We start from the raw sequence: 24889 nt of genomic DNA, 5'->3' as shown, positions 1-24889 counted from the left end.
CGGCGAGGCCGACGCCGAACCCGACGCGGACGCCGACGGGCCCGCCCCGCCGGAGGCGGCGTCGTCGGCCGAGGGGCCGGCGGCGGCCGCGGCGGTCTGCTCGGCCGCGTCGCTCTCCGGGGTGAACACCCCGCCCACCGCGCCCGCGACGCCGAGCACCGCGAGGACGGCCACCGCCGCGGCGAGCAGCAGCGGCCTGCGGGAGCGGGCCGGTCGCGCGTCCGTCGCGCGGACGCCGGCCCCGCCGCCGTCCGCGTCGGCGGTCACCTCCCGTGCGGGAGGCAGCGGCGCGGAGGCCGGCGCCGCGGGGGCCGACCCCGCACCCGGCCGGACCACCGGCAGCACGGTCGTCGGCCGGTCCGCGTCCGGCTGCGGCTCCACGGCCGCCTTCTGCGCCGCCGCAGGCTCCCGCAACGTCACGTAAGGGCGTATCCGCAGCGGGTCGAAGTCCTCCGCCGCGGCGACCTCCTCCGCGTGCGCCCGTTCCCGGTGCGCGCAGGCGTACGCGCCGCCCGCCCCGTCCGCGCCGCACGTACGGCACGGCTCCTGATGCATGTCGCCCACGTCCGGGCTCCCCTCCCTCGCGACCGACCGCCGGCCCTTCGGCGGCGGTGCGCGCGGGGGAGCGGCGCGGGGCGCGCTCGGTGCCGGTCGGTCTGACCGAGGCGATTATGCCTGGCACGTCCCGGCGCGCCGCCGTACGGGCCCGGGCCGCCCGATCCGTCCCGTTCCGCACGGGCACCCCGCACCGATCGGCCTTCTCCGCAGGCCGGACGGGCCCGCAAGGACCACGATGGGAGGTGGCAAGGGGGGACGGACCGACGGAGGACGTCCATGGGTGCGAGCGAGACGACGGCGGACACGTCCGAACGGGATGGACCGAGCGGTGAGGAGCGGCGCCGCATCCTGGTATCGATGGGCGCCCTGCTGCTGGGCATGCTGCTCGCGGCGCTCGACCAGACGATCGTCGCCACCGCGCTGCCGACCATCGTCAGCGAGCTGGGCGGCGCCGACCACCTGTCGTGGGTGGTCACCGCGTACATGCTGGCCGCGACGGCGTCGACGCCGCTGTGGGGCAAGCTCGGCGACATGTACGGCCGGAAGAAGGTCTTCCAGACCGTCATCGTCATCTTTCTGATCGGCTCCGCGCTCAGCGGCGTCGCACAGAACATGACCGAGCTGATCGCCTTCCGCGCGCTCCAGGGGCTCGGCGGCGGCGGACTGATGGTGCTCTCGCTCGCGATCGTCGGCGACCTGGTGCCGCCCCGCGAACGCGGCCGCTACCAGGGTCTGTTCGGGTCGGTCTTCGGTGTCTCCAGCGTGCTCGGGCCGCTGCTCGGCGGGTTCTTCACCGAGCACCTGTCCTGGCGCTGGGTCTTCTACATCAACCTGCCGATCGGGATCGTCGCCCTCGTGGTGATCGCCGCCGTCCTGCACATCCCGGTCCGCTCCACCCCGCACCGCATCGACTACGCGGGCATCACCCTGCTCGCCGCGAGCGCGGCCGGGGTGGTCCTGGTGACGTCCCTCGGCGGGGTCACCTGGGCGTGGGGGTCGTGGCAGATCATCGCGCTGTGCGTGCTGACCGTGGTGTGCGTGGCGCTGTTCGTGCCGGTGGAGCGCAGGGCCGCGGAGCCGGTCATGCCGCTGAAGCTGTTCGCCGACCCCGTCTTCCGGGTCTGCGCGCTGATCGGGTTCATCATCGGCTTCGCGATGTTCGGCGCGATGACGTACCTGCCGCTTTTCCTGCAGGTCGTGCAGGGCATCACGCCGACGATGTCCGGCCTGCACATGCTGCCGATGGTGCTCGGCATGCTGATCGCGTCGATCGGCTGCGGCCGGCTCGTGACCCAGACCGGGCACTACAAGATCTTCCCCGTCCTCGGCACCGCGATCACCGCCCTCGGCCTGCTCCTGCTCCACCAGCTGCACCCGGACACCGCGACGGCGCTGGCGAGCGTCTACTTCCTCGTGTTCGGCTTCGGGCTCGGCCTGGTGATGCCGATCATCACCCTCGCCGTGCAGAACGCGGTCGGCTACGAGGACCTCGGCGTCGCGACGTCCGGGGTGACGTTCTTCCGCTCGATCGGCGCGTGCGTCGGCGTCGCGGTCTTCGGTTCGATCTTCAACGCGCGTCTGGAGACCCACCTGGCGGAGAACCTCGCCGAGCAGACCCTCCCGCCCGGCTTCGACCCGGCGGCCGTCGAGGCCGACCCGCAGCGCATCGCCGACCTCCCGGCCGCGCTCAGGGAGTCGATCCTCGACGCCTACTCCGTCTCCATCACCGACGTGTTCATCTGGTCCGTGCCCGTCGCGCTCCTCGGCTTCGTCGTCGCCCTCTTCCTCAAGGAGATCCCGGTCCGCACCGCCGTCACCGTGCCCGACATGAGCGAGACCGTCGGCACCAACCCCACCGCGCGCTCCTCCCGCGACGAGGTGCTGCGCGCGCTGTCCTGGCTCGGCACCCGCGAGGGCCGCCGCCAGGTCTACGTCGACATCAACCGCGACGCCGGTCTCGACCTGCTGCCGGCCGCCAGCTGGCTGCTGCTGCGCATCCGCCGCCACGGCACCGTCACCCCCGGCGAGCTCGCCGAACGCGCCCCCGTCCCGCTCGACGTCATCCTCGACGCGGGCCGCCAGGTCGAGGAGCGCGGCTACGCCCGCCGCGAGGGCGTCCAGCTCGTCCTCACCGACGAGGGCGCGCAGCTCGCCACCACCCTCGCCGCCGCCCGCGAACGCACGCTCTGCGCGCTGCTCGGCGACTGGTGGGGCCCGGACCGCCCCACCGACCTCGTCCAGCTCGTCTCCGAACTGAACGAGGAGCTCGCGGGCTCGCGCCAGGAGCAGCCGCGGTACTGACGGGACCGGGGAGGGGCGCGGTCAGAGCACCTTCTCGAACCAGTGGTCCGCGTACCGCTTCGGCCGGCCCGGCGGGGTCTCGACGTAGCCGTGGCGCGCGTACAGGGCCCGGGCCTCGACGAGGTCGGCGCGGGTGTCGAGGACGAGCCGGGCGGCGCCGAGAGCGCGGGCGGCGCCCTCGATCGCGTCGAGGAGGACCCGGGCGCCGCCGCGGCCGCGGAACCCCCTGGCCAGGAAGACGCGGGTGAGCTCGCCGGTGGTGACGTCCAGCATGCGCAGGCCGGCGGTGCCGGCGGGGGCGCCGCCCCAGCGCGCGACGAGCAACTCGCCCTTGGGCGGGAGCAGTTCCGAGCCGTCGTCGGCGGCGACCAGCTCGCGGGCGAGCTCGTCGGGCGGGGTGGTGCGGCCCTCGTGGAGGAGGAACCAGCGGTCGCTGACCTCCGTGTAGTAGGCGCGCCAGAGGGCGAGGGCCTCGGGGGAGTCGGGGGCGGCGGGGACCACGGACCAGGACGGCATGCCCGTCATTGTCGCGGCCCGCCAATTCGCGCGCATTCGGTTTCGCACCGGGCAACCGGGCAACCAGATGCCACGTCAACTCCACGCCATGAAGGAGGTCGAGAGGGCCATGTCCATCGGCGCGATCATCACCCTCGTAGTCATCGCCGTCATCGTGATCGCGGCGATCGGCTTCGTGGCCAAGAAGCGGTCGGGCGGGGCGGGCGGCGGTTCGCTCAAGCGCCGCTTCGGTCCCGAGTACGACCGGACCCTCGAACGTCACCACGGCGACAAGGCGGCCACCGAGCGGGAACTGAAGGAACTCGTCGACCGCCACGGTCACATCGAGCCCAAGCCGCTCTCCGCCGAGACGCGCGAGAACTACGTCGGCCGCTGGGCCGTCGTGCAGGAGCGGTTCGTCGAGTCGCCCCAGCAGGCCGCCGCGGAGGCGGACGCGCTGCTCTCCGAGCTCGCGCAGGACCGGGGCTACGGCGACAGCAAGCAGCCGAACGAGCAGATCGCCGCGCTCAGCGTGCACCACGCCCACCACGTGCACGGCTACCGCCGGATGCACACCGGCCTCGCCGGCATGACCAACACCGAGGAGCTGCGCCACGCGATGCTCGAGGCGCGCGAGCTCTTCGACGAGCTGGTCACCGCGACGCCCGCCGACAAGCAGACGCACCACGACACGCGCGCCGTCGAGGGCGGCGACACCGGGCACGCCCGCGGGAACCACCTGCCGGGCGCGTTCCAGAAGAAGGGAGAAGCACGATGACCACCAACGAGAGGCACGGCCTCACCGAGGTCCCCGGTCAGCCGGGCGACTCCGACCGCGAGACGCGTGAGGCCCGCGAGGCCCGGGCGATCCACGAGGCCGCGGGCGACCAGGACCGGTCCGGCCGGGCGGGCCGGCCCGGCCAGGCCGTCGACCAGGAACGCGACGGCGCCCCGGACCGCGCCCCGGCGACCCCCGGGTCCGGTCTCGAAGCCGGCCCGACGGCGGCCCGCACGCCGTCCGCCGGCACCGACCCGGTCCCCGGCCGTCGCCCGGACCCCGCCGACACGACCCCGGACCCGCGGACGACCGCCCCGGGCTCCGCGCCCGCCGGCTCCGACCGCGACGACGCCCGGACCACCGTCCTCGGCACCCGCACCGGCACGACCACGCCGCCCGCGCCCGGCCACGCGCCCGGTGCGCCCGGCGAGAGCGCGACGCCGGGCCAGGGCCTGAGGGACGGCGAGAAGACCCCGTTCACCGACGGCGACCACCACCACGCCCCCGACCGGGACGCGCACCGCGCGCCGGGGTCGGCCGCCGCCGACGTGGCGAAGAGGGACACCAGCGACACCAAGGGCCCCACGCCGGGCTCCGACGCCCGCCACGAGGGCGCCCTCGTCCCCAGCGAGGCCCACGACCGGCTCGGCGGCCGGCTCCAGCACGCGCTGGGCAACTTCGTCGACTCGCCGAACGAGTCGGTCACCGAGGCCGAGGACGTCCTCGACGAGGCGCTGAACCACCTCACCCGCGCCATCGACGAGCGCCGCACCGCCCTGCGCAGCGCGGTCAAGGGCGAGGACACCGAGCAGCTCCGCCTCGCCCTGCGCCAGTACCGCGACATGGCCGAGCGCCTGCTCGCGCTCTGAGCCGCGCGGGCTCCCGGAGCCGCGGGAGCGCACGCACGAAGGCCGCCGCCCCCGGACGACCACCGTCCGGGGGCGGCGGCCTTCGCGTGCGGGGACGGTGCCAGGATGGCCGTCGAGCGCGGCGCACCGAAGGACGACCAGGGGAGCGGGCATGACGATCACCGGACCGACGGCGGAGTGGGAGGCGTGGGAGCGCCGGAACGCCGCGCTGTGGGCGGAGTTGGACGGGCTCGGGCGGGACGCGTTCGTGGCGCGGATGGAGGAGCTCACCGCGGAGCTGCCCGACGGGCACCCGGTGGCGCTGTTCGAACGGGCCGCGTCGTGCGACTCGGTCGGGTACACCGACCGGGCGGTGCCGCTGTACCGGGAGGCGCTCAAGGGGTACCTGCCCGGGGAGCGCCGCCGCCGGGCCGTCATCCAACTGGCCAGCTCGCTGCGGGCCTCGGGCCACCCCGAGGAGAGTGTGCGGCTCCTGGAGGAGGAGCGGGAACGGACCTCCGACCACCTCGACGACGCGCTCGCCGCCGTCCTCGCCCTCGGGCTCACCGCGCTCGGCCGCGAGCGCGAGGCCGTCTCCGTCGCCGTCCGCGCGCTCGCCCCGCACCTGCCGAGGTACCAGCGCTCGATGGCGAACTACGCCCGGCTGCTCGTCGAGCCGGACGAGGGCTGAGCGGGCGCGCGAGAAGGGGGCGGGCCGTCGACCGGCCCGCCCCCGGTGCCGCGAGGAGCGTTCAGCCCTGCTTCGGCGCCGCCTGCTGCACGACCTCGAACGACCACACCGTCGACCCCGTCGCGGCCGGCCGGGTCTGCTCGCTCGCGCCCGCGGGCGGGCCCTGGTGGGCGGACTTCATCGGCCCCTCCATCCACGCCTGGAACGACGCCTCGTCCTTCTACCGGGTGTAGACGAGGTACTGGTCGGTGCCCTCCACCGGCCGCAGCAGCTCGAACCACTCGAAACCGTCGGAGCTCTCCACGGACCCGGCCCGCGCGCCGAAGCGCTTCTCCAGGACCTCCCGCTGCTCCTCCGGGACGGTCAACACGTTGATCTTGACGATGCTCATAGCGGCTATCCTGCCGCACCCGGCCGCCGCGCGGCCCGCCAGGTGCGGACGACCTCCTCCACGTCGAACGGCTTGCGGCCGAGCGGCGGGCCCGGCGGGGGCCGCAGCATGACCGGCAGGATCCGCGCGTTGAGGTCCGCCACCAGCCGCCGCACCTCGCTCTCGCTGCGGACCGCGGGCAGCGCGGCCTCGAAGTCCTCGGCCTCCTTGCGCAGGGCGAGCGTGGGCGGAAGGCTTGAGAGGCCCTCGCGCGCGGCCTTCTGCCGGATCCACCACAGCTCGTCGTACGGCTTCTCCAGACCCTCCAGCGGCTTGTCGCGGCCGGTCGCCGCGGCGAACTCGCCGCGGGCCTCCGCGTCCCTGATCTGCTTGTCCACCCAACTCTCGAAGTCGACGCCCGGCGGCTTGCGTTCGGTCATCTGTGCGTCCTCCCGATTGCGGCGGCGATGTGACTATCATGCGGCGGCGCCACTGCCGCGCCGCGACCGGGCCCGGGAGCGGGCGCGGCCGACCGGAGGAGGGCACCGATGCTCGAGCTCACGATGGCCGCGGTGACGGCCCAGGAGGCCGGTTCGACGGCCGGCATGGTCATGGTCACCGTGCGCAGCAACCCCGGGATGGTGGTGTGGGTCGGCCGCGACCGCGAGCAGTGCCGTCTCGCGACGCCGGCCGACTGGCTCTTCGTCTCCCGCGCCCACCTGGAGTTCCGCTGCCTGCCCGACGCGTCCTGGACCGTCACCTGGCACCGCGGCTCGCAGGACGACCCGGCCGGCGAGGTCCGCCTCGCGCAGGGCGGCTGGACCGGCCCGCTGCCGTACGGCTCGACGGCGGCCCTGCCGCGCGGCGGGGCGGGCGAGGTCGTCATCCAGGACCGGATGGCGCCGCGGAGCGTCAACATCGGCTGGTACCACGAGGGCTGAGCCCCGGCCGGCCTCAGTCCGCGACCCGGACCAGCGCGAACCCGTCCCACCCCTTGTCCCCGACGGTCTGCACGGCCGTCGCGTCGAGGCCGGGGTGGCCGGCGAGGTGCTCGAAGAGCTCGCGGGTGCCGGTCACCGACGGGTCGGTGGAGCCGGCGTCCGCGACCGCGCCGCCGCGCACCACGTTGTCCACGACGATCAGCGAGCCCGGCCGGGAGAGCTTGACCGCCCAGTCGACGTAGGCCCGGTTGTTGACCTTGTCGGCGTCGATGAAGAAGAAGTCGAACGGCTCCTCGGAGGCCAGCCCGGGCAGCGTGTCGAGGGCGGCCCCGACCCGGATCTCCACCACCTCCGCGAGACCCGCCCGTGCGATGTTGCGCCGGGCGACCTCGGCGTGCTCCGCGCTGTACTCCAGGGTGACCAGCAGGCCGCCCGCGGGCAGCGCCCGGGCGAGCTGGATGGTGCTGTACCCGCCGAGGGTGCCGATCTCCAGGATGCGGCGGGCGCCCTGCGCCCGCGCAAGGAGCCGGAGCAGCTTGCCCTGCGTCGCGGACACGCTGATCTCCGGCATGCCGGCCGCCTCGGTCTCCCGGAGTGCGGCCTCCAGCGCCTCGTCCGCGCCGACCAGCCGGTCGGCGAAGTAGGCGTCCACCTCGGTCCACTGCTGCTGTGACACGAAGACCTCCCGTAGCACATCTCGTTAGCCCCGCTAACGAACCTACACCCGACTACGGCCCCGACACATCGCGAATCCGGTTCCGGGCGGCGGGCCGACGATCTAGGGTCGGCCCGGGGGCGGTCAGGTGAACCGGGGGGTTCCGGCGTCCAACGGAGAGATGGCCGCCGGGTCGAGCATCCCGGCGACGGACGGGTGAGGGCGGACGCGTAGTGGTGAACGCGGAACAGCGGGTGGCGACGGCGGCGGTCCCGGGCGGCGGCGAACGGCCGGGCGACGCGGCGAGAGCGCGGCTCGTGCTCTGGGGCCTGTGGGCGGTCGCCGCCGTCCTCGCCGTCCGGCAGGCCGCCGCCGTGCTGCGCCTGCCGCCCGCCGAACGCCTCACCGACCTCGGCACCTGGATCGGCCCGCAGGGCGTCCTGCACGTCGGCGGCCCGCTCTACGACGGCGGGCGGTTCACCGGCACACCGTTCGCCGGCCTGGTCCTCAAGCCGCTGACCCGCGCCGCCGAGGACGGACTCGGCGTCGTCTGGACGTTCGGCACCCTGCTGCTCGTCGCCGCCGTCGGCCTGGTCGCGGCCCGCGCCCTGCCCGGACCGGTCCCGGCGCGGACGGCCCGGCTCGCCGCGCCCCGCGCCCTGCCCGGACCGGTCCCGGCGCGGACGGCCCGGCTCGCCGCGCCCGTCGCGATCATCCTGCTGATGGTGTCGCTGCCGGTCAGGAACACCTTCACGCTCGGCCAGACCAGCGTGCTCCCGGTGCTCCTCGTGCTGCTCGGCTGCCTGGCGGTGCGCGGCGGGCGGGCGGCCGGGGTCCTGGTCGGGGTCGCCGCCGCGCTCCAGCCGACGGCCCTGCTCTTCGCCCCACTGCTGTGGTTCACCGGCCGCCGCACGAGCGCGCTCACCGCGGCCGGCACCTTCGCCGCCGGGACCGCGTTCGCCTGGGCCGCCCTGCCGGGCGACTCCTGGGCGTACTGGGTGCACCACCTCGCCGGGGCGGGACTGGGCGCCGCGCCCGACGCGCTCGGCAACCAGTCCCTGCACGGGGCGCTGCTCCGGTTCGGCCTGACGGGGCCGCTGGAGATCGCCCTGTTCCTGGTCCTCGCGGCGGCCGTCACCTTCCTCGGCCTGCGCCGGGCCGTGCGCTACGCCCGGGACGGGCAGCCGCTGCTGGCCGTCGCCCTCACCGGCTGCGTGAGCGTCGCCGTCTCGCCCACCGCCTGGCAGCACCAGCTCCTGTGGCTGCTGCTCGCCGTCGTCGGCCGGACCGGGAAGCGGGCCGCGGACCGGCTGGTGTGGCCGGCGGCCGTCGTCATCGTGATGACGCTGCCCGGCTCGATGCTGCTGCCGAACATGGACGTCATGGACCCGGTGCGGGACAACGCGCTGCTCCTGATCGCGCTCGCCGCCGCCGTGATCGTGCCGTTCCAGCTCCGCGCCTCGCCGCACTGGGCCGCGCCGATCCCCACCCCGTACGAGAAGGGGACGGCGCGCGGGCTGTGGCGGCGGGCGCTCACCCCGCCGCACCTGCTGCTCGAACTGCTCGCGATCCGGATCGGGTACTCCGCCTACTCGATCGTGCGCGGCGCGGCGAACGGCGGTCCGGAGCGGGCGGAGGCGCACGGGCACCAGATCCTCGGCCTGGAGCAGGCGCTCGGCCTCGACCTGGAGCACGGGGCGAACCGGCTGCTCACCGAGAACGCCTGGCTGGAGGGGGTGCTGAACTTCTACTACACCTCGTTCCACTTCACCTTCCCGCTCACCCTGCTCGGCGTCCTCTACCTCAGCAGCCCCGTCCACTACCGCTGGGCGCGCACCGCGCTCGCCCTGACCACCCTGCTCGGCCTGGTCGGCTTCTGGCTCTACCCGCTCGCCCCGCCCCGCCTGATGCCGGGGCTCGGCTACGTCGACACCATCCACGGGCCGCAGGACTTCGACGCGCCCGACTACGGGGCGCTGACGGCCGTCTCCAACCAGTACGCGGCCATGCCGTCGCTGCACTTCGGCTGGTCGCTGTGGTGCGCGCTGGTGGTCGCGATGCTCGCGCCGTGGGCGTGGGTCCGGGTGGTCGCGTTCGCGCACCCGGCGACGACGCTGGTGTCGATCGTCGGCACCGCGAACCACTGGACGCTCGACGCGGCGGGCGGCGCGGCGGTGGTGGTGGGCGGGTTCGCGCTGACGCGGCTGCTCTCGGGGCCGCGGCCGGCGGTCGCCGTGGAGGGCGGGCCGCTGGCGCGGCTGTGGCGCAGACGGTCGGCGTCGGGCGAGGGGGAGGGGGACGGGCCGCCGGTCGTGGGCACGGCGGGGCCGTCCGCCGGGGAACGGGCCGGCGCCCGGTCCTAGCGGCCGGGCGTCTCGAACACCGGCGACGCGTCGAACGCCGCCCGCCTGGTCGCCCGCCGCAGCGCGGCGAGCACCGGGCGGCCGATCAGCAGGATCAGCGCGGCGGTGACGGTGGCGCGCACGAAGTCCCAGCCGAGGGACGTGGCCAGGTAGTAGGCGACGAACCGGGCCAGGTTGTCGGCGACGGGGTCGCCGGGGACGTAGCTGAGCCCTGTGACCTGACCGGTCACGACCGGCCAGCCCCACATGTTCATCACGAACCCGTACGCGAACCCCGTGACCGCCCCGTATCCGGCGAGCAGCCACAGCTCCGCCCGGCCGGTGAGCCGGGGCAGCAGGCCCGCGCCCATCGCCGTCCAGCCCATGCAGAGCATCTGGAACGGCATCCACGGGCCCACCCCGCCGGTCAGCAGCGCGGAGGCGAACATCGTCAGCGAGCCGAGGGCGAAGCCGAAGCCGGGGCCGAGGACGCGGCCCGCGAGGACCATCAGGAAGAACATCGGCTCGATGCCGGCCGTGCCCGCGCCGAGCGGCCGCAGCGCCGCGCCGACGGCGGCGAGGACGCCGAGCATGGCGACGGCCTTCGCGCCGAGCCCGGTGTCGGCGAGCGAGGCGAGGACCACGCCGAGCAGCAGTGGCAGGAGCAGCGCGAACAGCCAGGGGGCGTCCTTGCTGTGCGCGACGACCTGCGCGCCTGGCGCGGCGAACAGCGGCCAGAGGAAGCCCATCGCGCCGACCGCGCTCACCAGGAGCACGGCGGCGACCGAGCGGGGCCCGAAGCGGACCGGCGGGGTGCTCATCGCACGGCCTCCAGGGCGGCCGCGACCTGCGGGACCGTCAGCCACTCCTGGGGGGCGAGGATCTTCGCGACCTGCGGGGCGAAGGCGGGGGAGGAGACGACGACCTCGGCCGTCGGGCCGTCCGCGACGATCTCGCCGTCGGCGAGGACCACCACGCGGTGGGCCAGTTCGGCGGCCAGCTCCACGTCGTGGGTGGCGAGCACGATCGCGTGGCCGTCCGCGGCCAGCTCGCGCAGCAGGGCGACGAGGCGGACCTTCGCGGCGTAGTCCAGGCCGCGGGTCGGCTCGTCGAGCAGCAGCAGGGGCGGGCGGGCGGTGAGGACGACGGCGAGCGCGAGGGTGAGGCGCTGGCCCTCGGAGAGGTCGCGCGGGTGCAGGGCGTCGGGGACGCCGGGCAGCAGCCGCGACACCAGCGCGCGGCAGGTCCCCGGCTCCGCGCCCGCGTCGCGGTCCGCCGCGGCGCACTCCGCGGCGACGGTGTCCGCGTACAGCAGGTCGCGGGGCTCCTGCGGGACGAGCCCGACCCGCCGCACCATCTCCGCGGGTGCGCTGCGGTGCGGCTCCGCGCCGCCGACCCGCACCGATCCTGAGGTCGGCCCGACCAGCCCGACCAGGGTGTTCAGCAGCGTCGACTTGCCGGCCCCGTTGCGGCCCATCAGCGCGACGGTCTCGCCGGGCCCGAAGTCCAGGGTGACCCGCTTCAGCGCCTCGACGCGCTCGCGCCGGACACCGAGCCCGGCGACCTCGGCGACGGGTGCGGCGGCGTCGCGGGCACGGTCCCCCGCGCCGCCGTCACGTCGAGCCGCGTGCCCGGGTCGCCGTGCCGACCGCCGCAGCAGCGGCAGCCCGCGGCGGGGCGCGCGGCCCGGCGCGGACTCCGGCGCACCGGCGCCGCCGATGGCCGGGCCGCCGGGGGGCGGCGGGGTGACGCCCGCCAGGCGCTCGCGCAGAGACCCCGCGCGGCGGCGGGCGTCGCGGACGGTGAGGGGGAGGGGGGTCCAGCCGGCGAGCCGGCCGAGGGCGACGACCGGGGGGACGACGGGGGAGCGGGCCATGATCGCGGCCGGGTCGCCGAGGACCGGCGGGGTGCCGCGCTCGCCGAGGAGGACGACCCGGTCGGCGTACTGCACGACCCGTTCGAGGCGGTGCTCGGCCATCAGGACGGTCGTCCCGAGGTCGTGGACGAGCCGCTGGAGGACCGCGAGGACCTCCTCCGCCGCGCCCGGGTCGAGCGCGGAGGTGGGCTCGTCGAGCACCAGCACCCGCGGATGGGTGGTGAGCACCGAGCCGATCGCGACCCGCTGCTGCTGGCCGCCGGACAGGCCGGCGAGCGGCCGCTCGCGCAGCTCGGCGAGGCCGAGCAGGTCGAGGGTCTCCTCGACGCGCCGCCGCATGGTGTCCGCGGGCAGGCCCAGCGACTCCATCCCGTACGCCAGCTCGTCCTCGACGGTGTCGGTGACGAAGTGCGACAGCGGGTCCTGGCCCACCGTGCCCACCACGTCGGCCAGTTCGCGCGGCTTGTGCGTACGGGTGTCCCGCCCGGCGACCGTCACCCGCCCGCTCAGCGTGCCGCCGGTGAAGTGCGGCACCAGCCCGCACACCGCGTTCAGCAGCGTCGACTTGCCCACCCCCGAAGGCCCGACGAGCAGCACCAGCTCCCCCTCCGGCACCTCCAGGTCGACCCCGGCGATCGCGGGGCCCTCCGCCCCCGCGTACGTGACCGACACGTTCTCGAACCGGATCACGATCGGGGCTCCTCGGCGGTACGGGCGACGGTGTCGGAATGGGGCGGGGCGGCTGGAAGCGCGTGGGGCGCGTGGGGCACGGGGCCGGGCCGCGGCCCGCCGGCTTCGCCGTCCGAGCCGCCGCCGGCGCGGCGACGGCGATCGGCCGGGGCCTTCGGCCCGCCGCTGCCGCGGCCGTCGCCCGGCCCCGTGCGCCGCACGGCGGGCTCGGGCCCTGCGGTCCCGCCGCCCGACCGCGCGGGCACGGGAGCGGCGAGGGCCGGGAGCAGGCCCAGCAGGATCGCGGCGGCCGGCCACAGCGGCAGCGTCGGCGCGGTGAGGGGGATCGCCGGGGGAGCGAGGGCGAGCGCCTCGGTGGTGGAGAAGCGGATCATCAGCGCGGCGACGGCGACGCCGGAGCCGGCGACCAGCCAGGAGCGCGCGCCCCAGCGGTCGGGGCGGTAGCGGGTGCGGACCGCGCGCCGGCCGCCGAGCCACAGGCCGGCCACCGCGAGCGCGACCCCCGCGAGCAGCAGGGGCAGGCCGTACACGCCGCCGGCCGCGGCGAGCAGCCCGTAGGTGCCCGCGCAGACGCCGAGCAGTCCGCCGAGGGTGAGCGCGGCGGTCGTCCGGCGGACCGCGGCCGGCACCTCGGCCTGCCGCCCGTACCCGCGCGCGTCCATCGCCGCGGCCAGCGCCACCGAGCGCTCCAGCGCGCCCTCCAGGACCGGCATGCCGACCTGGAGCAGCGCCCGCACCCCGGTGTCGCCCCGGCCGCGCAGCCGCCGGGCCGCCCGCAGCCGGGCCACGTCCGCGACCAGGTGCGGGGCGAAGGTCAGCGCGACGACGACGGCCACCCCGGCCTCGTACAGCGCGCCCGGCAGCGACTTGAGCAGCCGGGCGGGGTTGGCGAGCGCGTTCGCCGCGCCGACGCAGATCAGCAGGGTGGCGAGCTTCAGCGCCTCGTAGAGCGCGTGGAGCACCCCCTCCGCGGTGACCGTGCCGCCGAGCCTGATCCCCTGGAACCAGCCCGGCAGCGGCACCCGCGGCAGTGTGAACAGCTCGTGCGCGCCCGCCACCGGCGAGCCGAGCAGCACGACGAAAAGGACCCGGATCGCCAGCACGAACAGCGCGAGCCGCAGGAACACCCCGTACGCCCGCGCCCACGGCGCGTCCGTCCGCCGCGCGGCGACGACGTAGCCGCTCACGGCGATCAGGAGCAGGAGCAGCAGCGGGTTCGTCGTCCGCGAGGCCGCCGTCGCGAGCCCCAGCGCCCACAGCCACCACGCCCCGGCGTGCACGGCGTTGTGCCGCGCGGCGACGGGGGCGAGGAGGCGGCGGGCGGCGCCGGACGCCCGGCCCGCGGAGTCGTCGCGGGCCGGGCCCGGCACCTGACGCGTCCCCCCGCGGCCCGCGCGGGTGGCCGCCCTGCCGTCCGTGCCCCCCGGTGCCCCGTCAGCCACGCCGGCGCCGGGCCTGCCATATCCCGGCCGCGCCGAGGGCGACGATCGCGGCCATCCCGGCCAGGACGCCGACGGACGGGCCGCCGTCGTCGGCCGCGGCCGGCTCGGACGGGGCGGCGGAGGGGGCGGCGGCGGACGGGGCGGGGCCCGCGGTGGCGGTGTCCTCGCCGGAGACCTGCTCGCCGCAGCCCGTCCGCGGGTAGCCGGCGATCGCGCAGATCATGCCGGAGTCGTCGTACCGCAGCGGCGGCGCGACCTGCGCGAGCGCCTCCGCGGCGGTCGCGTCCTCGTCGAGGCGCGCGCAGCCGGTCCTCGCGGCCGTCGGACGCTCGCCCTCGGGGGCGTCCTCGGGCGTCCCGGGGTCGACGACGACGGCGACCCGCTTCTCACCGTCGCGGGCGGCGGTGTCCGCGCAGACCGCGGCGAAGTCCGCCGCCCCGCGCGGCTTCGACGCGTCGGCGGAGTCCGCGCTGACCGCGAACCGGAACCCGACCGTCGACCCGTCGCCGGGCACGCTCACCCCGGGCCCCTGCGAGGCGTACGCCCACGCGCCGTCCTTCGCGTTCCAGAACGACCAGTACCGGTAGCCGGCCGCCTCGGCGGGCGCGGCGGCGAACCCCGCGCCGAGCACCGCGGTCGCGGCGCCGAGCGCGAGGGGGGCGAGCAGGCGGCGCGTCATCAGCCCTGCGACTTCTTGCGCGCGCTGATCAGGAAGCCGATGCCGATGCCCGCGACCAGGCCGACGCCGATGATCCACCAGACGGACAGCGAGTCGCCGTCGCTCTGCTGCTGGTCGTCCTTGCCGTTCGCGGCCCGCTCGGCGGCCGACTTCGAGGGTGCGGCGGCCGCGGGGGCCGGGCCCATGTCGGTCAGCAGCGCCACGTAGTCCGTGCCGCCGGCCTTCCGCGGGTCCTGACCGGTCGCGTGCGCGCCGAGGACGAGCTGCGCGGCGGCCGACGGGTCGCTCGACGCCCAGTCGCCCGCGTTCTCCGTCAGCCAGCCGTACGACGACTTCGCCGCGTCCAGGTGGTCGCCGGCGGCCAGTGCGATGACCGCGTCGGCGGTGGTGCCGAAGTCGGGCTTCTTCTCGTCGGAGCCGGGCGTCGCTGCGGTGAAGTGGTGGTCGCCGGCGGCCAGTCGCGCGGCCAGCCAGGCGGAGCCCGCGTCGGCGGACGCGTCGTCGTCCGGGCCGGCGGAGGAGGCGGGGCAGGCCAGGGCCTTCGGGGCCTCGCCCTTCTCCCCGGCGTCGGGCGCGTCGAGCACGAACCCGTCGCCCTCCAGGCCGAGCACCGCCCCCGTCGTCGCCTTCGCGTCGGCGGTCAGCTTGCCGTCGGTGGGCTGGTAGGCGAACGCGCCCCGGTCCGCCTCCTTCGCCTTGCAGTCCAGCTGGAAGCCGAGCAGCGCGTCGGCCGCCGACTTCCCCCCCTTCGCCACGTCCTCCGCGTCCGTGCCGGCCGCGTCGAACGCGCCCGCCACGACGCCCGTGGAGTTGGCGTCGGACGCGCCGCCCGGGTTGTACGACCAGCCGCCGTCCGCGTTCTGCACCGACTTCAGCCAGTCGGTCGCCTTCTTCACCGCCGCGTCCTGCCCGCCGAGCGCGCTGAGCGCCTGAACGGCGATGGCGGTCGCGTTGGTGTCCTCGGTCTTCGCGTCGCACGCCTTCGCGGTGTCGGCGCGGTAGGAGGCGAAGCCGCCGTCCGCGCACTGCTGGCCGGTCAGCCAGGAGACGGCCGACTCCGCGGGCCTCACCCCGACGGTGTCGAGCGCGAGCAGCGCGTACGACTGCCGCCACACGCCGCTGTAGGTCGGGTCGCCCTTGCCGTAGAGGCCGTCGGGCAGCGCCGGGGCGGAGGGGGACGGCGACGCGGTCTCGTCGGCGGCGGCCACGGGCGCGGCGACCGCGCAGAGCACGGCGGCGGACGCGAGCGCGGCGGCCTGACGGCGAAGGTTCACGATCGGTGGTGCCTCTCCTGTGGGGAGACCGCACACCGCTGCCCACGACCCCGCACGGGCGCGAGGCGGCGGCACCGGGCTCGGGCTCCGTATTCCTCGACGGTGCCTGCCACCGGTCGGCCCGGCGGCGGGGAGCCTCTCACGGTCCGAACGGGTGCTCCGGCTCACCGCCCGGACGGGCCCGTGCAGGGGTCCGGCCGGCCGGCACACGGTTGCGGGTCAGCGCCGGACTTCCCACCGGCTTTCCCCGAGCGAACGTGATGACGACCCCGCCACTGTAGCGGGCCGCCCTGCCCCGGGCCTGATCAGGAGGGCCGCGGACGGGCCTGCGCGGGGGTGGCGTGAATCACGCGGCCCCGCCCTTCGACCCGTACCTACCGGCCGGTAGATTCGACCCGTCCGGAGATCACCACCGGGCCGCAGCAGGGCCGGGCGGCTGCCTTACCACCTGCCCGCCGTACCACCGCGAGGTGTCCGCCCGCCGCGCGCACCGGAATTGGTGCACCGGCCGACCCAGCGGTTACGCTCCGGCGGCAGAAGACGAGGCAGGGACCTTAAGGGGGCCGTGGAGTGAGCGCAGAGCCCATGGCGGAGGACCCCCGGACCGCGTCCGGCCCCGCCGGCGCCGCCGACGGAGGCCCGCTGCGCATCGCGCTCCTCACCTACAAGGGCAACCCGTACTGCGGCGGCCAGGGCGTCTACGTCCGCCACCTCTCCCGCGAGCTGGCCCGCCTCGGCCACCACGTCGAGGTCATCGGCGCCCAGCCCTACCCCGTCATCGACGAGGGCCACGGCATCACCCTCACCGAGCTGCCGAGCCTCGACCTCTACCGCTCCCCGGACCCCTTCCGCACCCCGAAGGCCGGCGAGTACCGCGACTGGATCGACGCCGTCGAGGTCGGCACCATGTGGACCGGCGGCTTCCCCGAGCCGCTGACCTTCTCGCTCCGCGCCCGGCGCCACCTGGCCGCCCGCCGCGGCGAGTTCGACGTCGTCCACGACAACCAGACCCTCGGCTACGGGCTGCTCGGCGGCCCGTCCGCGCTCGGCGCCCCGCTGGTCACCACGATCCACCATCCGATCACCGTCGACCGCCGGCTCGACCTGGCCGCCGCGACCACCCGCCGCCGGCGCCTGTCCGTCCGCCGCTGGTACGGCTTCACGCGCATGCAGAAGCGGGTCGCCCGCCGGCTGCCGGCCGTCCTCACCGTCTCCGGCTCCTCCAAGCAGGAGATCGTCGACGACCTCGGGGTGCGCGACGAGCGGGTCTCCGTGGTGCACATCGGCGCCGACACCGACCTGTGGTCGCCCGACCCGTCCGTGCCCGAGGTGCCCGGCCGGATCGTCACCACCTCCAGCGCGGACGTGCCGTTGAAGGGCCTGGTCCACCTCGTGGATGCGCTCGCCAAGCTGCGCGTCGAGGTCCCGCACGCGCACCTCGTCGTCGTCGGCAAGCGGCCCGAGCGGGGGCCCGTCGCCCGCGCCGTCGCCAAGCACGGCCTGGAGGACGCGGTCCGCTTCGTCAAGGGCGTCAGCGACGAGGAGCTCGTCGACCTCGTGCGCGGCGCGCAGGTCGCCTGCGTCCCCTCCCTCTACGAGGGCTTCTCGCTGCCCGCCGCCGAGGCGATGGCCACCGGCACCCCGCTGGTCGCCACCACCGGCGGTGCGATCCCCGAGGTCGCGGGCCCCGACGGCGAGACCTGCCTCGCCGTCCCGCCCGGCGACGCCGACGCGCTCGCCGGCTGCCTCACCCGGCTGCTCGGCGACCCCGGGCTGCGCGCCCGGCTCGGAGCGGCCGGCCGCGAGCGGGTGCTCGCCCGCTTCACCTGGCGGCAGGCCGCCCTCGGCACCGTCGCCCACTACCGGGCCGCGATCGCCGCGCGCCGACCCGGCGGGGACACCGCCCCGCGACCGGCCGCCGGACCGGACGCCCGCGCCGCCCGCCCCGACGTCCCACCCGTCACCACGCCCGCCACGGGAACTCCACTGGGGAGCCATCGCTGATGCTGACCGTCGACTTCACCCGCTTCCCGCTCGCCCCCGGCGACCGGGTGCTCGACCTGGGCTGCGGGGCCGGGCGGCACGCCTTCGAGTGCTACCGGCGCGGCGCGCGGGTGGTCGCCCTCGACCGGAACGCCGAGGAGATCCGCGAGGTGGCGACCTGGTTCGCCGCGATGAAGGAGGCCGGCGAGGCCCCGGCCGGCGCGAGCGCCACCGCGATGGAGGGCGACGCGCTCAACCTGCCCTTCCCCGACGCCTCCTTCGACGTCGTGATCATCTCCGAGGTCATGGAGCACATCCCGGACGACAAGGGCGTCCTCGCCGAGATGGTCCGGGTCCTCAAGCCCGGCGGCCGGATCGCGATCACCGTCCCGCGCTACGGCCCGGAGAAGGTCTGCTGGTCGCTGTCCGACGCCTACCACGAGGTCGAGGGCGGCCACATCCGCATCTACAAGGCCGACGAGCTCCTGGCGAAGATCCGCGAGGCGGGCCTGCGACCGTACGGCACGCACCACGCGCACGCGCTGCACTCGCCGTACTGGTGGCTCAAGTGCGCCTTCGGCGTCGACAACGACCGCGCGCTGCCCGTGCGGGCGTACCACAAGCTGCTGGTCTGGGACATCATGAAGAAGCCCGCCCTGACCCGGGTCGCCGAGGGGCTGCTCAACCCGGTGGTCGGCAAGAGCTTCGTCGCCTACGCGACCAAGCCGCACCTGCCGAAGGCCGACGCGGCCGCGCAGACCGACGCCTCCGCCGACTCCTCCGGCTCCTCCGCGAAGACCGACGCGTGACGAGTCCCGAGCGCACCGAACACCTCGTCCTGCCCGGCGTCCTGACGGCCTCGCAGGCCGCGCACACGGTGGCCGGCATCCTCGCCGTCCAGCGCGCCGACGGGGCCATCCCCTGGTTCCGCGGCCACCACCTCGACCCGTGGGACCACACCGAGGCCGCCATGGCGCTCGACGCGGCCGGCGAGCACGAGGCCGCGACCCGGGCCTACGAGTGGCTGGTCCGCCACCAGAACCCGGACGGCTCCTGGTACGCGGCCTACCACGACGGGGACTCCACGCGGCCCACCGACCGGGGCGCGGAGACCAACTTCGTCGCCTACATCGCCGTCGGCGTCTGGCACCACTACCTGGCCACCGGCGACGAGGGCTTCCTCGACCGGACGTGGCCGGCCGTCCTCGCCGCGATCGAGTACGTGCTCGCGCTCCAGCAGCCCGGCGGGCAGATCGGCTGGAAGCGGGAGGCGGACGGGACGGCGGTCGACGACGCCCTGCTGACCGGGAGTTCGTCGATCTACCAGGCGCTGCGCTGCGCGCTCGCCATCGCCGACGAGCGGGCCGAACCGCAGCCCGACTGGGAGTTGGCGGCCGGAGCCCTCGGCCACGCGCTGCGCCGGCACCCCGAGCGGTTCCTCGACAAGAACCGCTACTCGATGGACTGGTACTACCCCGTCCTCGGCGGCGCGGTGAGCGGCCCCGAGGCCAAGGCCCGCCTGGAGGCCGACTGGGACCGGTTCGTCGTGCCCGGCCTCGGCGTCCGCTGCGTCGACCCCAACCCGTGGGTCACCGGCGGCGAGAGCGCCGAACTGGCCCTCGCCCTGTGGGTGACCGGCGAGTCCGACCGCGCGCTGGAGATCCTGCAGTCCGTCCAGCACCTGCGCGATCCGGAGACCGGCCTGTACTGGACCGGCTACGTCTTCGACGACGACGCGGTCTGGCCGCGCGAACTCACCGCGTGGACCGCCGGCTCCCTGCTGCTCGCGGTGGCCGCGCTCGGGGGGGACGAGGCGACCACCGCGGTCTTCGGCGGGGACCGGCTGCCGCGGGGCCTGGAGCCCGGCTGCTGCTGATCCCCGGTACGCCGTGGGGGCCGGTCCGCGACCGGCCCCGGTGGCGGGTCAGCGCCTGCGGGCCGCGCCCGCGATGGCGTGTCCGATGAGGAGGTACACGACGGCGGCGAGGCCGTAGCCGCACACCACCCGTGCCCACTCCTCGTCGAAGGTGAACAGGTCGTGGGACCAGCCCGCCAGGAACCGTGCGGCGTCGTGGACCCACTGGACCAGGTCGTTGGCGCGGTTCGCGTCGAGCAGGTACATCAGAATCCATGCGCCGATGATGAGCGCCATGATGTCCGCGATGATCACTATGAGTGTCGCGGCCGGGTTCCCGGTTCGGGTTCTTGTCGCCATGGACGCCGTGTTGCCGCTCGCGCGTTCGTGAAACCCGCCCCGTTCGAAACCCGTTCGGGTGCCGTCCGGTGGCGTGCCCGGGGGGTCCGGGCGAGGCTGACGGGCACGGGGAGCCGCGCCCTTCCGGCCTTGACCGGGTCCGGCTCCCCGACCAGGCGTCGAGCTCCCAGCCGTCAGCGGAGGTTTCCCCGTGCCCACTTCGTCGCGCCTCCCGACCGCCGGCCGCCTCGCCGTCGCCCTCCTCCTGTGCGGAGGCCTGCTCATGGGGGCCACCGGGTGCGGGGACAGTGACAACGCGGTCAACACGAAACCCACCACCAGCAGTTCGCCGCGCGACCCCTCCGCGACGGCGACGGCGACGTCCACGGCCGAGCGGCAGAAGCTCGCCAAGACCCGGTTCGTCGCCAACGCGGGACTGGCCGCCGGGGCCGCCTACCAGTGGATCGTGAAGCCGTACCGCGACGGCAAGTTCAAGGAGGGTGCCGACGGCCGGCGGTTCGCCCTGGTGAAGGCGGGCCTGGCCGGGGCCTTCACCTACAACCGGCTGCAGGCTGCGCTCAAGAACGCCGAGGGCGACCCCACCCTCTCCAAGGCGCTCGCCCCGCTGCAGAGCGGCGTCGACTCCCTCAAGGACCTCCCCGCCAAACTCCGCAAGGGCGAGGGCGCCGGCGACATCTCCGCCACCTTCGGCGGTGTCATCGACAAGGTGAAGAGCGCGGCGGGCGAGGCCGGGGCGAAGGTCGAGGACAGGGTCCCCTCCACGTCCCAGCTGACCGCGAGTTGATCCTCCCTGGTCAGAGGCGGTCGCCGGTCAGTAGGGTCCGACCCCATGAGTCAGAACACCGCACCGCCCGGCCTCGGCTTCGACCGCCACCTCGCCGAGATCGTCAAGCAGACCGACCAGCTCCGCGCCCACCTCGTCGACGCCGACCTCTCCGCCACCGTGCCCAGCTGCCCCGACTGGACGCTCGGGCAGCTCGCCCGCCACGTCGGCGCCGCCCACCGCTGGGTCGAGCACATCGTCCGCACCCGGGCCTCGGACGAGGTCGACGAGGACCGGGTCCCGGGGGTGCCCGGGCCCGGCGACGCCGACCGCGCCGGGCTCGACACCTGGCTGGAGGAGGGCGCGCAGCTCCTGGTCACCGCCCTGCGCGACGCGGGCCCCGACACCGAGGTGTGGAGCTGGGCCTGGGACCGCAGCCCCGCCTTCTGGGCCCGCCGGATGACCCACGAGACGGTCGTCCACCGCGCCGACGCGGCCCTCGCCGCAGGCGTCACCTACGAGGTCGAGGCGGACGTCGCCGCCGACACCGTCGACGAGTGGCTGCGCATCGTCGAGTACGCCGCCGCCGAGGGCGACCCCGAGGCGGTCGAACTCCGGGGCGAGGGACGGTCGTTGCACCTGCACGCGACCGACGCCCCCGACGCCGAGTGGCTGATCGAGTTCGACGAGGACGGATTCGGCTGGCGGCGCGGCCACGAGAAGGCGACGGTGGCGCTGCGGGGGACGGTCAAGGACCTGATGCTGGCCTTCAACCGGCGGCTCTCCCCGGACGACCCCGCCCTGGAGGTGCTCGGCGACCGCGAGCTGCTCGACTTCTGGCTGGAGCGGGCCAAGTTCTCCTGAGCCCGCCGGGTCCCGCGCGTACGGCATCGGCCCCGTTCCCACGCCGTCGGGCGGGAACGGGGCCGAGGTGCGTGCGGCCGGACGAGCGGTCAGCCGCGCTGGATGCCGGTGGTGTCCTGCAGGACGCCGCGGCGGCCGTCCTGCGTCTGCGCGATCAGGGCCGGACCGCGCTGCTCCACCGCCAGGTACCAGGTGCCGGGGGCGAGTTCGGCGATCGGCGTCGGGGCGCCGTCCTCGCCGTAGAGCGGGCGGGCGACCGGGACGGCGAACCAGAACGGCGAGAAGTCGGCGGCCGGGGCGGCGTGCTGCTCCGCCGGGGCCTGGGCGGGGGCTTGCTGGTGCCCCTGCTGCCCGTGCTGCTCGGGGCCGTGCGCGCCGGGCTGGCCCTGCTGGCCCGGGTAGCCGTAGCCCTGCGTCCCCTGCGGCTGACCGCCGTACGGGCCCTGCTGTTGGCCCTGTTGGCCCTGCTGCCCGGGGTAGCCGTACCCGTGCTGCTGGCCGGGCTGGCCTCCGTACGGCGTGCCGAGCGGGCCGCTCTGCGGGCCCTGCGGACGGGAGGCCGGGAGGAGCGGGGCCTTGAGCGCGGGGACCAGCGAGCTAGCGAGCGCTGCGGCGGCCAGAATCAGAGCGGCGATTAGACCGAGGATGAGGCCGCCGCCCGCTCCGAGCACCGCGGCGGCGGCGTCGTCACTTCCTCCCAGCGGATCAATGATCGTCCAGAAGGCGATCCAGGCCGAGAACAGCGTCAGGGTGATGCCGAGCTGGCCGAGTTCGAGGCCACCAACGCGGCGTGGCTGCCCGTTCTGCGGCTTCAGCGCACGGGAGACGACGATGAGCGCGGCGCCGAGGATGCCAATGATGTAGAGACCCATCAGAAGCGCGACGTCCTGCCAGGCGTTCGGGTTCGTAAATCCCCCGCAGAGGTCGCCGTCGCAGTTGTATGTGTCGAGGAAGGAGGCGATGAAGAGCAACACCGCTGCTCCGATGACCACGCCGTCGCCTCGTGTGAGGGAGCGGATATTCACTTCAGGTCCTTCGTCAGTCGTCTCGTCGTGTGCACGTCGCCTGACACTATCGCGCATGTGTGTGCCTCGCCCGCTGCCCCGGAGTACCCCCGGCCTCGGTGTCCGCACTACCCCCGCAGGTACGACGCGACGCCTTCCGCGAGCCCTCGCGCCGCCTTCTCGCGCCACTTCGGGTCGGTGAGCAGAGAGGCGTCGCGGGCGTCGCGCATGTTGCCGCACTCGACGAACACCTTCGGCACGGTGGAGAGGTTGAGGCCGCCGAGGTCGCCCCGGACGTCGATCCCGGTGCCGCCGCCGAGGTAGTTGGCCGGGGACATCCCCGTGTACTGCGTGAATTTGCCCACCACCCGCTCGCCCAGCTCGCGCGAAGGGCCCGTGATCGCGCGGGTGTCGGCCGCCCCGGCGTCCACCCGCGCGGGCAGGATCACGTGGAAGCCGCGGTTGCCCGCGCCCGAGCCGTCGGCGTGCAGGGAGAGCACCGTGTCCGCGCCGGCCCGGTTGCCGATCCGGGCGCGCTCGTCGACGCAGGGGCCGTACGGGCGGTCGCCGTCGTGCGTCAGCCTCACCGTCGCGCCCTGCGCGCGCAGCCGGTCGCGGAGCCGGTGGGCGAGGTCGAGGGTGAACTCGGCCTCCGCGTAGCCGGCGACGGTCGACGTGCCGGTGGTGTCGCACTCCTTGCGGTGGGTGCCGACGTCGACCAGTCGGTTGATCTCGGCGGTGTGGTTCCGGTTGTTCGTGTTGTGGCCGGGGTCGATGACGACGACCTTGCCGGCCAGGGGGCCGGTGCCGGTCACCGGGCCGGGGGCGCTGGCGGCCGGGGTGCGCGCGGGGGTGCTGCCTGCCGGCGAGGGGCCCTCGGCGGTGGCGCCCGTCGGGGCGGGGGAGCGGGGGCCGCCCTTGGCGTCGGGGCCGCGGTCCGCGTCGGGTCCGCGGTCCGCGTCCGCCGTGCCGGTCGTCGTGCCCACCGCGCTCGGCAGGGGCAGCACCTTCTGCGGGGCGCTGTCGTCGCCCGCCCCGTCCAGCGTCTGCCAGACGAGCCAGCCCGCCAGCGCGGTCGGGACCAGCGCGGCCGCCGTCACGGCGACGGGGCCGCGCAGACGGCGTCGGGTGGGCGGCGGCGGTTCGTCGTACGACATCCCCGCGATGCTAGTGCGTGTCCGCCGCTCCGGGTCCGGAACCGGGGAGGCGGCACCCGTCCGGGTGGCGCTCCGGCGGTCGCGCGGGTCAGATCCCCGGACCGGTGCGGCGCAGCACCCGCAGCGAGTCGGTCGGCACCAGCTCGGTGAACGCGCCCGACTCCACCGCCCGCCGGTAGATCCGGTACGGGGCCTGGCCGCCGTCGGCCGGGTCGGGGAACACGTCGTGGATGACGAGCAGACCGCCCTGCGCGAGATGCGGCACCCAGCCCTCGTAGTCGGCCGTGGCGTGCTCGTCGGTGTGGCCGCCGTCGATGAAGACGAGGCCGAGCGGCCCGCCCCAGACCCGCGCGACCTGCGGGGACCGGCCGACGAGCGCGACCACGTGCTCCTCCAGGCCCGCCGCGTGCAGGGTGCGGCGGAACGTCGGCAGCGTGTCCATCAGACCGACCTCGGGGTCCACCACCGACGGGTCGTGGTACTCCCAGCCCGGCTGCTGCTCCTCGCTGCCCCGGTGGTGGTCGACGGTCAGCGCCGTCACCCCGGCCCCGCGCGCGGCGTCCGCGAGCAGGATCGTGGAGCGCCCGCAGTACGTCCCGACCTCAAGCAGCGGCAGTCCGAGCGCGGCGGCCTCGACGGCGGCGCGGTGGAACGCCAGGCCCTCGTGGACCGGCATGAAGCCCTTGGCCTTCTCGAAGGCGGCGAGGGAGTCGGGAGCGGGCGCGGTCATGGGCGGGGCCTCCGGGGCGGTGGGAACGTGGACGGGGGTGGTGCGGGTGCGCGCGGCGGCCATCGTGCCATCCGGGGCGCGGCCCTCCGGTACGGACCCCGGGCGAACGGGTCCGTGCGCCCGGCCGGCCCGGCCCGCGACCCGGGGCCGTCAGTCCCGGGGCCGTCCGCCCTGGGACCGTCCGCCCTGGGACCGTCAGACCCAGGACCGAAGTCCCGGTGTACGGGCCACTG

The 24889-nt window shown here is 75.5% G+C and carries 23 protein-coding genes and 2 pseudogenes; 11 read left to right on the top strand and 14 right to left on the bottom strand.

The genetic code is table 11. The features are described 5' to 3' along the window. A pseudogene (locus ACFWEG_RS11885) lies at positions 1–564 on the bottom strand (hypothetical protein); the annotation flags it as partial. A gap of 270 nt (positions 565–834) precedes the next feature. Here ACFWEG_RS11885 and ACFWEG_RS11880 point away from each other — a divergent pair. Beyond that, on the top strand, positions 835–2859 hold the full coding sequence (locus ACFWEG_RS11880) for a DHA2 family efflux MFS transporter permease subunit (protein ID WP_387212569.1): 2025 nt from the start codon (positions 835–837) through the stop codon (positions 2857–2859). Positions 2860–2880: 21 nt separating this feature from the next. On the opposite strand, the gene ACFWEG_RS11875 is transcribed toward ACFWEG_RS11880, so the two are convergent. After that, a complete protein-coding gene (locus tag ACFWEG_RS11875; protein WP_387212566.1) occupies positions 2881–3375 on the bottom strand; it encodes a GNAT family N-acetyltransferase in 495 nt (164 codons plus the stop codon). Positions 3376–3463: 88 nt separating this feature from the next. On the opposite strand from ACFWEG_RS11875, the gene ACFWEG_RS11870 reads away from it, so the two are divergent. The 3 genes from ACFWEG_RS11870 (at position 3464) to ACFWEG_RS11860 (ending at position 5671) form a co-directional block, all read left to right on the top strand. After that, positions 3464–4132 carry a hypothetical protein gene (locus tag ACFWEG_RS11870; protein ID WP_387212563.1) on the top strand — a complete coding sequence of 223 codons (669 nt, stop codon included), beginning with the start codon at positions 3464–3466 and terminating at the stop codon, positions 4130–4132. After that, complete coding sequence (locus tag ACFWEG_RS11865; protein WP_387212560.1) at positions 4129–5001, top strand: hypothetical protein; 873 nt, start codon at positions 4129–4131, stop codon at positions 4999–5001. The genes ACFWEG_RS11870 and ACFWEG_RS11865 overlap by 4 nt, the downstream gene beginning before the upstream one ends. A gap of 151 nt (positions 5002–5152) precedes the next feature. Further along, positions 5153–5671, top strand: coding sequence for a tetratricopeptide repeat protein (locus ACFWEG_RS11860; protein ID WP_387212557.1), 519 nt, complete (start codon positions 5153–5155; stop codon positions 5669–5671). A 61-nt stretch (positions 5672–5732) separates the two neighbouring features. Here the strand turns inward: ACFWEG_RS11860 and ACFWEG_RS11855 are convergent. After that, a pseudogene (locus tag ACFWEG_RS11855) lies at positions 5733–6062 on the bottom strand (antibiotic biosynthesis monooxygenase family protein). A 5-nt stretch (positions 6063–6067) separates the two neighbouring features. Beyond that, positions 6068–6481 carry a DUF1992 domain-containing protein gene (locus tag ACFWEG_RS11850; RefSeq protein WP_387212554.1) on the bottom strand — a complete coding sequence of 138 codons (414 nt, stop codon included), beginning with the start codon at positions 6479–6481 and terminating at the stop codon, positions 6068–6070. 108 nt (positions 6482–6589) lie between these two features. Between ACFWEG_RS11850 and ACFWEG_RS11845 the strand changes: the two genes are divergently transcribed. Then, positions 6590–6982 (top strand): hypothetical protein, encoded by a 393-nt coding sequence (locus ACFWEG_RS11845; protein WP_387212551.1) that lies wholly within the window; start codon positions 6590–6592, stop codon positions 6980–6982. Between the two features lie 13 nt (positions 6983–6995). Here ACFWEG_RS11845 and ACFWEG_RS11840 read toward each other — a convergent pair whose 3' ends face one another. After that, on the bottom strand, positions 6996–7658 hold the full coding sequence (locus tag ACFWEG_RS11840; protein WP_387212548.1) for an O-methyltransferase: 663 nt from the start codon (positions 7656–7658) through the stop codon (positions 6996–6998). 212 nt (positions 7659–7870) lie between these two features. Between ACFWEG_RS11840 and ACFWEG_RS11835 the strand changes: the two genes are divergently transcribed. Continuing rightward, a complete protein-coding gene (locus ACFWEG_RS11835; protein ID WP_387212545.1) occupies positions 7871–10000 on the top strand; it encodes a bifunctional glycosyltransferase 87/phosphatase PAP2 family protein in 2130 nt (709 codons plus the stop codon). Here the strand turns inward: ACFWEG_RS11835 and ACFWEG_RS11830 are convergent. The 5 genes from ACFWEG_RS11830 to ACFWEG_RS11810 form a co-directional block, all read right to left on the bottom strand. Beyond that, positions 9997–10800, bottom strand: coding sequence for an ECF transporter S component (locus ACFWEG_RS11830; RefSeq protein WP_387212542.1), 804 nt, complete (start codon positions 10798–10800; stop codon positions 9997–9999). The genes ACFWEG_RS11835 and ACFWEG_RS11830 overlap by 4 nt on opposite strands. After that, entirely contained in the window at positions 10797–12545 is a 1749-nt protein-coding gene (locus ACFWEG_RS11825) for an ABC transporter ATP-binding protein (RefSeq protein WP_387212539.1), read from the bottom strand. The genes ACFWEG_RS11830 and ACFWEG_RS11825 overlap by 4 nt, the downstream gene beginning before the upstream one ends. Then, positions 12542–13915: an energy-coupling factor transporter transmembrane component T gene (locus tag ACFWEG_RS11820; RefSeq protein WP_387212536.1), complete on the bottom strand. Its 1374-nt coding sequence runs from the start codon at positions 13913–13915 to the stop codon at positions 12542–12544. Before ACFWEG_RS11820 ends, ACFWEG_RS11825 begins: the two co-directional genes overlap by 4 nt. 64 nt (positions 13916–13979) lie before the next feature. After that, entirely contained in the window at positions 13980–14666 is a 687-nt protein-coding gene (locus ACFWEG_RS11815; protein WP_387212533.1) for an SCO2322 family protein, read from the bottom strand. After that, positions 14666–15940, bottom strand: a complete 1275-nt coding sequence (locus ACFWEG_RS11810; RefSeq protein WP_387212530.1) for a prenyltransferase/squalene oxidase repeat-containing protein — start codon at positions 15938–15940, stop codon at positions 14666–14668. Before ACFWEG_RS11810 ends, ACFWEG_RS11815 begins: the two co-directional genes overlap by 1 nt. A gap of 585 nt (positions 15941–16525) precedes the next feature. Between ACFWEG_RS11810 and ACFWEG_RS11805 the strand changes: the two genes are divergently transcribed. The 3 genes from ACFWEG_RS11805 to ACFWEG_RS11795 are packed head-to-tail and all read left to right on the top strand — an operon-like array spanning position 16526 to position 19799. Next, entirely contained in the window at positions 16526–17944 is a 1419-nt protein-coding gene (locus tag ACFWEG_RS11805; protein ID WP_387212584.1) for a glycosyltransferase family 4 protein, read from the top strand. Next, positions 17944–18732 carry a class I SAM-dependent methyltransferase gene (locus ACFWEG_RS11800; RefSeq protein WP_387212527.1) on the top strand — a complete coding sequence of 263 codons (789 nt, stop codon included), beginning with the start codon at positions 17944–17946 and terminating at the stop codon, positions 18730–18732. Before ACFWEG_RS11805 ends, ACFWEG_RS11800 begins: the two co-directional genes overlap by 1 nt. Next, positions 18729–19799 carry a prenyltransferase gene (locus ACFWEG_RS11795; RefSeq protein WP_387212524.1) on the top strand — a complete coding sequence of 357 codons (1071 nt, stop codon included), beginning with the start codon at positions 18729–18731 and terminating at the stop codon, positions 19797–19799. Before ACFWEG_RS11800 ends, ACFWEG_RS11795 begins: the two co-directional genes overlap by 4 nt. Before the next feature lie 48 nt (positions 19800–19847). Here the strand turns inward: ACFWEG_RS11795 and ACFWEG_RS11790 are convergent, their stop codons facing one another. After that, complete coding sequence (locus ACFWEG_RS11790; RefSeq protein ID WP_387212522.1) at positions 19848–20138, bottom strand: hypothetical protein; 291 nt, start codon at positions 20136–20138, stop codon at positions 19848–19850. Positions 20139–20400: 262 nt separating this feature from the next. Between ACFWEG_RS11790 and ACFWEG_RS11785 the strand changes: the two genes are divergently transcribed. Beyond that, complete coding sequence (locus tag ACFWEG_RS11785) at positions 20401–20922, top strand: hypothetical protein (protein WP_387212581.1); 522 nt, start codon at positions 20401–20403, stop codon at positions 20920–20922. 45 nt (positions 20923–20967) lie between these two features. After that, positions 20968–21765, top strand: a complete 798-nt coding sequence (locus ACFWEG_RS11780) for a maleylpyruvate isomerase family mycothiol-dependent enzyme (protein ID WP_387212519.1) — start codon at positions 20968–20970, stop codon at positions 21763–21765. 89 nt (positions 21766–21854) lie between these two features. Here the strand turns inward: ACFWEG_RS11780 and ACFWEG_RS11775 are convergent, their stop codons facing one another. The 3 genes from ACFWEG_RS11775 to ACFWEG_RS11765 all read right to left on the bottom strand — a co-directional run bounded on the left by ACFWEG_RS11775 (position 21855) and on the right by ACFWEG_RS11765 (position 24656). Then, positions 21855–22790, bottom strand: a complete 936-nt coding sequence (locus ACFWEG_RS11775; protein WP_387212517.1) for a hypothetical protein — start codon at positions 22788–22790, stop codon at positions 21855–21857. Positions 22791–22897: 107 nt separating this feature from the next. Beyond that, complete coding sequence (locus ACFWEG_RS11770; protein ID WP_387212515.1) at positions 22898–23926, bottom strand: N-acetylmuramoyl-L-alanine amidase; 1029 nt, start codon at positions 23924–23926, stop codon at positions 22898–22900. 88 nt (positions 23927–24014) lie between these two features. Next, on the bottom strand, positions 24015–24656 hold the full coding sequence (locus tag ACFWEG_RS11765; protein ID WP_387212578.1) for a class I SAM-dependent methyltransferase: 642 nt from the start codon (positions 24654–24656) through the stop codon (positions 24015–24017). Between the last annotated feature and the right edge of the window lie 233 nt (positions 24657–24889).

Source organism: Streptomyces sp. NPDC060194, from assembly GCF_042728285.1.
In the GTDB taxonomy this organism is placed as follows: Bacteria; Actinomycetota; Actinomycetes; order Streptomycetales; family Streptomycetaceae; genus Streptomyces.
The sequence above is the reverse complement of the archived record's forward strand: the minus strand, read 5'-3'. Positions and strand labels throughout refer to the sequence as shown.

Coding starts and splice junctions, on each gene's coding strand:
- ACFWEG_RS11845 (WP_387212551.1), top strand. CDS start 6,590: ATGCTCGAGCTCACGATGGCCGCGGTGACGGCCCAGGAGGCCGGTTCG.
- ACFWEG_RS11880 (WP_387212569.1), top strand. CDS start 835: ATGGGTGCGAGCGAGACGACGGCGGACACGTCCGAACGGGATGGACCG.
- ACFWEG_RS11870 (WP_387212563.1), top strand. CDS start 3,464: ATGAAGGAGGTCGAGAGGGCCATGTCCATCGGCGCGATCATCACCCTC.
- ACFWEG_RS11875 (WP_387212566.1), bottom strand. CDS start 3,375: ATGCCGTCCTGGTCCGTGGTCCCCGCCGCCCCCGACTCCCCCGAGGCC.
- ACFWEG_RS11765 (WP_387212578.1), bottom strand. CDS start 24,656: ATGACCGCGCCCGCTCCCGACTCCCTCGCCGCCTTCGAGAAGGCCAAG.
- ACFWEG_RS11865 (WP_387212560.1), top strand. CDS start 4,129: ATGACCACCAACGAGAGGCACGGCCTCACCGAGGTCCCCGGTCAGCCG.
- ACFWEG_RS11790 (WP_387212522.1), bottom strand. CDS start 20,138: ATGGCGACAAGAACCCGAACCGGGAACCCGGCCGCGACACTCATAGTG.
- ACFWEG_RS11815 (WP_387212533.1), bottom strand. CDS start 14,666: ATGACGCGCCGCCTGCTCGCCCCCCTCGCGCTCGGCGCCGCGACCGCG.
- ACFWEG_RS11830 (WP_387212542.1), bottom strand. CDS start 10,800: ATGAGCACCCCGCCGGTCCGCTTCGGGCCCCGCTCGGTCGCCGCCGTG.
- ACFWEG_RS11850 (WP_387212554.1), bottom strand. CDS start 6,481: ATGACCGAACGCAAGCCGCCGGGCGTCGACTTCGAGAGTTGGGTGGAC.
- ACFWEG_RS11800 (WP_387212527.1), top strand. CDS start 17,944: ATGCTGACCGTCGACTTCACCCGCTTCCCGCTCGCCCCCGGCGACCGG.
- ACFWEG_RS11805 (WP_387212584.1), top strand. CDS start 16,526: ATGGCGGAGGACCCCCGGACCGCGTCCGGCCCCGCCGGCGCCGCCGAC.
- ACFWEG_RS11780 (WP_387212519.1), top strand. CDS start 20,968: ATGAGTCAGAACACCGCACCGCCCGGCCTCGGCTTCGACCGCCACCTC.
- ACFWEG_RS11785 (WP_387212581.1), top strand. CDS start 20,401: ATGGGGGCCACCGGGTGCGGGGACAGTGACAACGCGGTCAACACGAAA.
- ACFWEG_RS11770 (WP_387212515.1), bottom strand. CDS start 23,926: ATGTCGTACGACGAACCGCCGCCGCCCACCCGACGCCGTCTGCGCGGC.
- ACFWEG_RS11860 (WP_387212557.1), top strand. CDS start 5,153: ATGACGATCACCGGACCGACGGCGGAGTGGGAGGCGTGGGAGCGCCGG.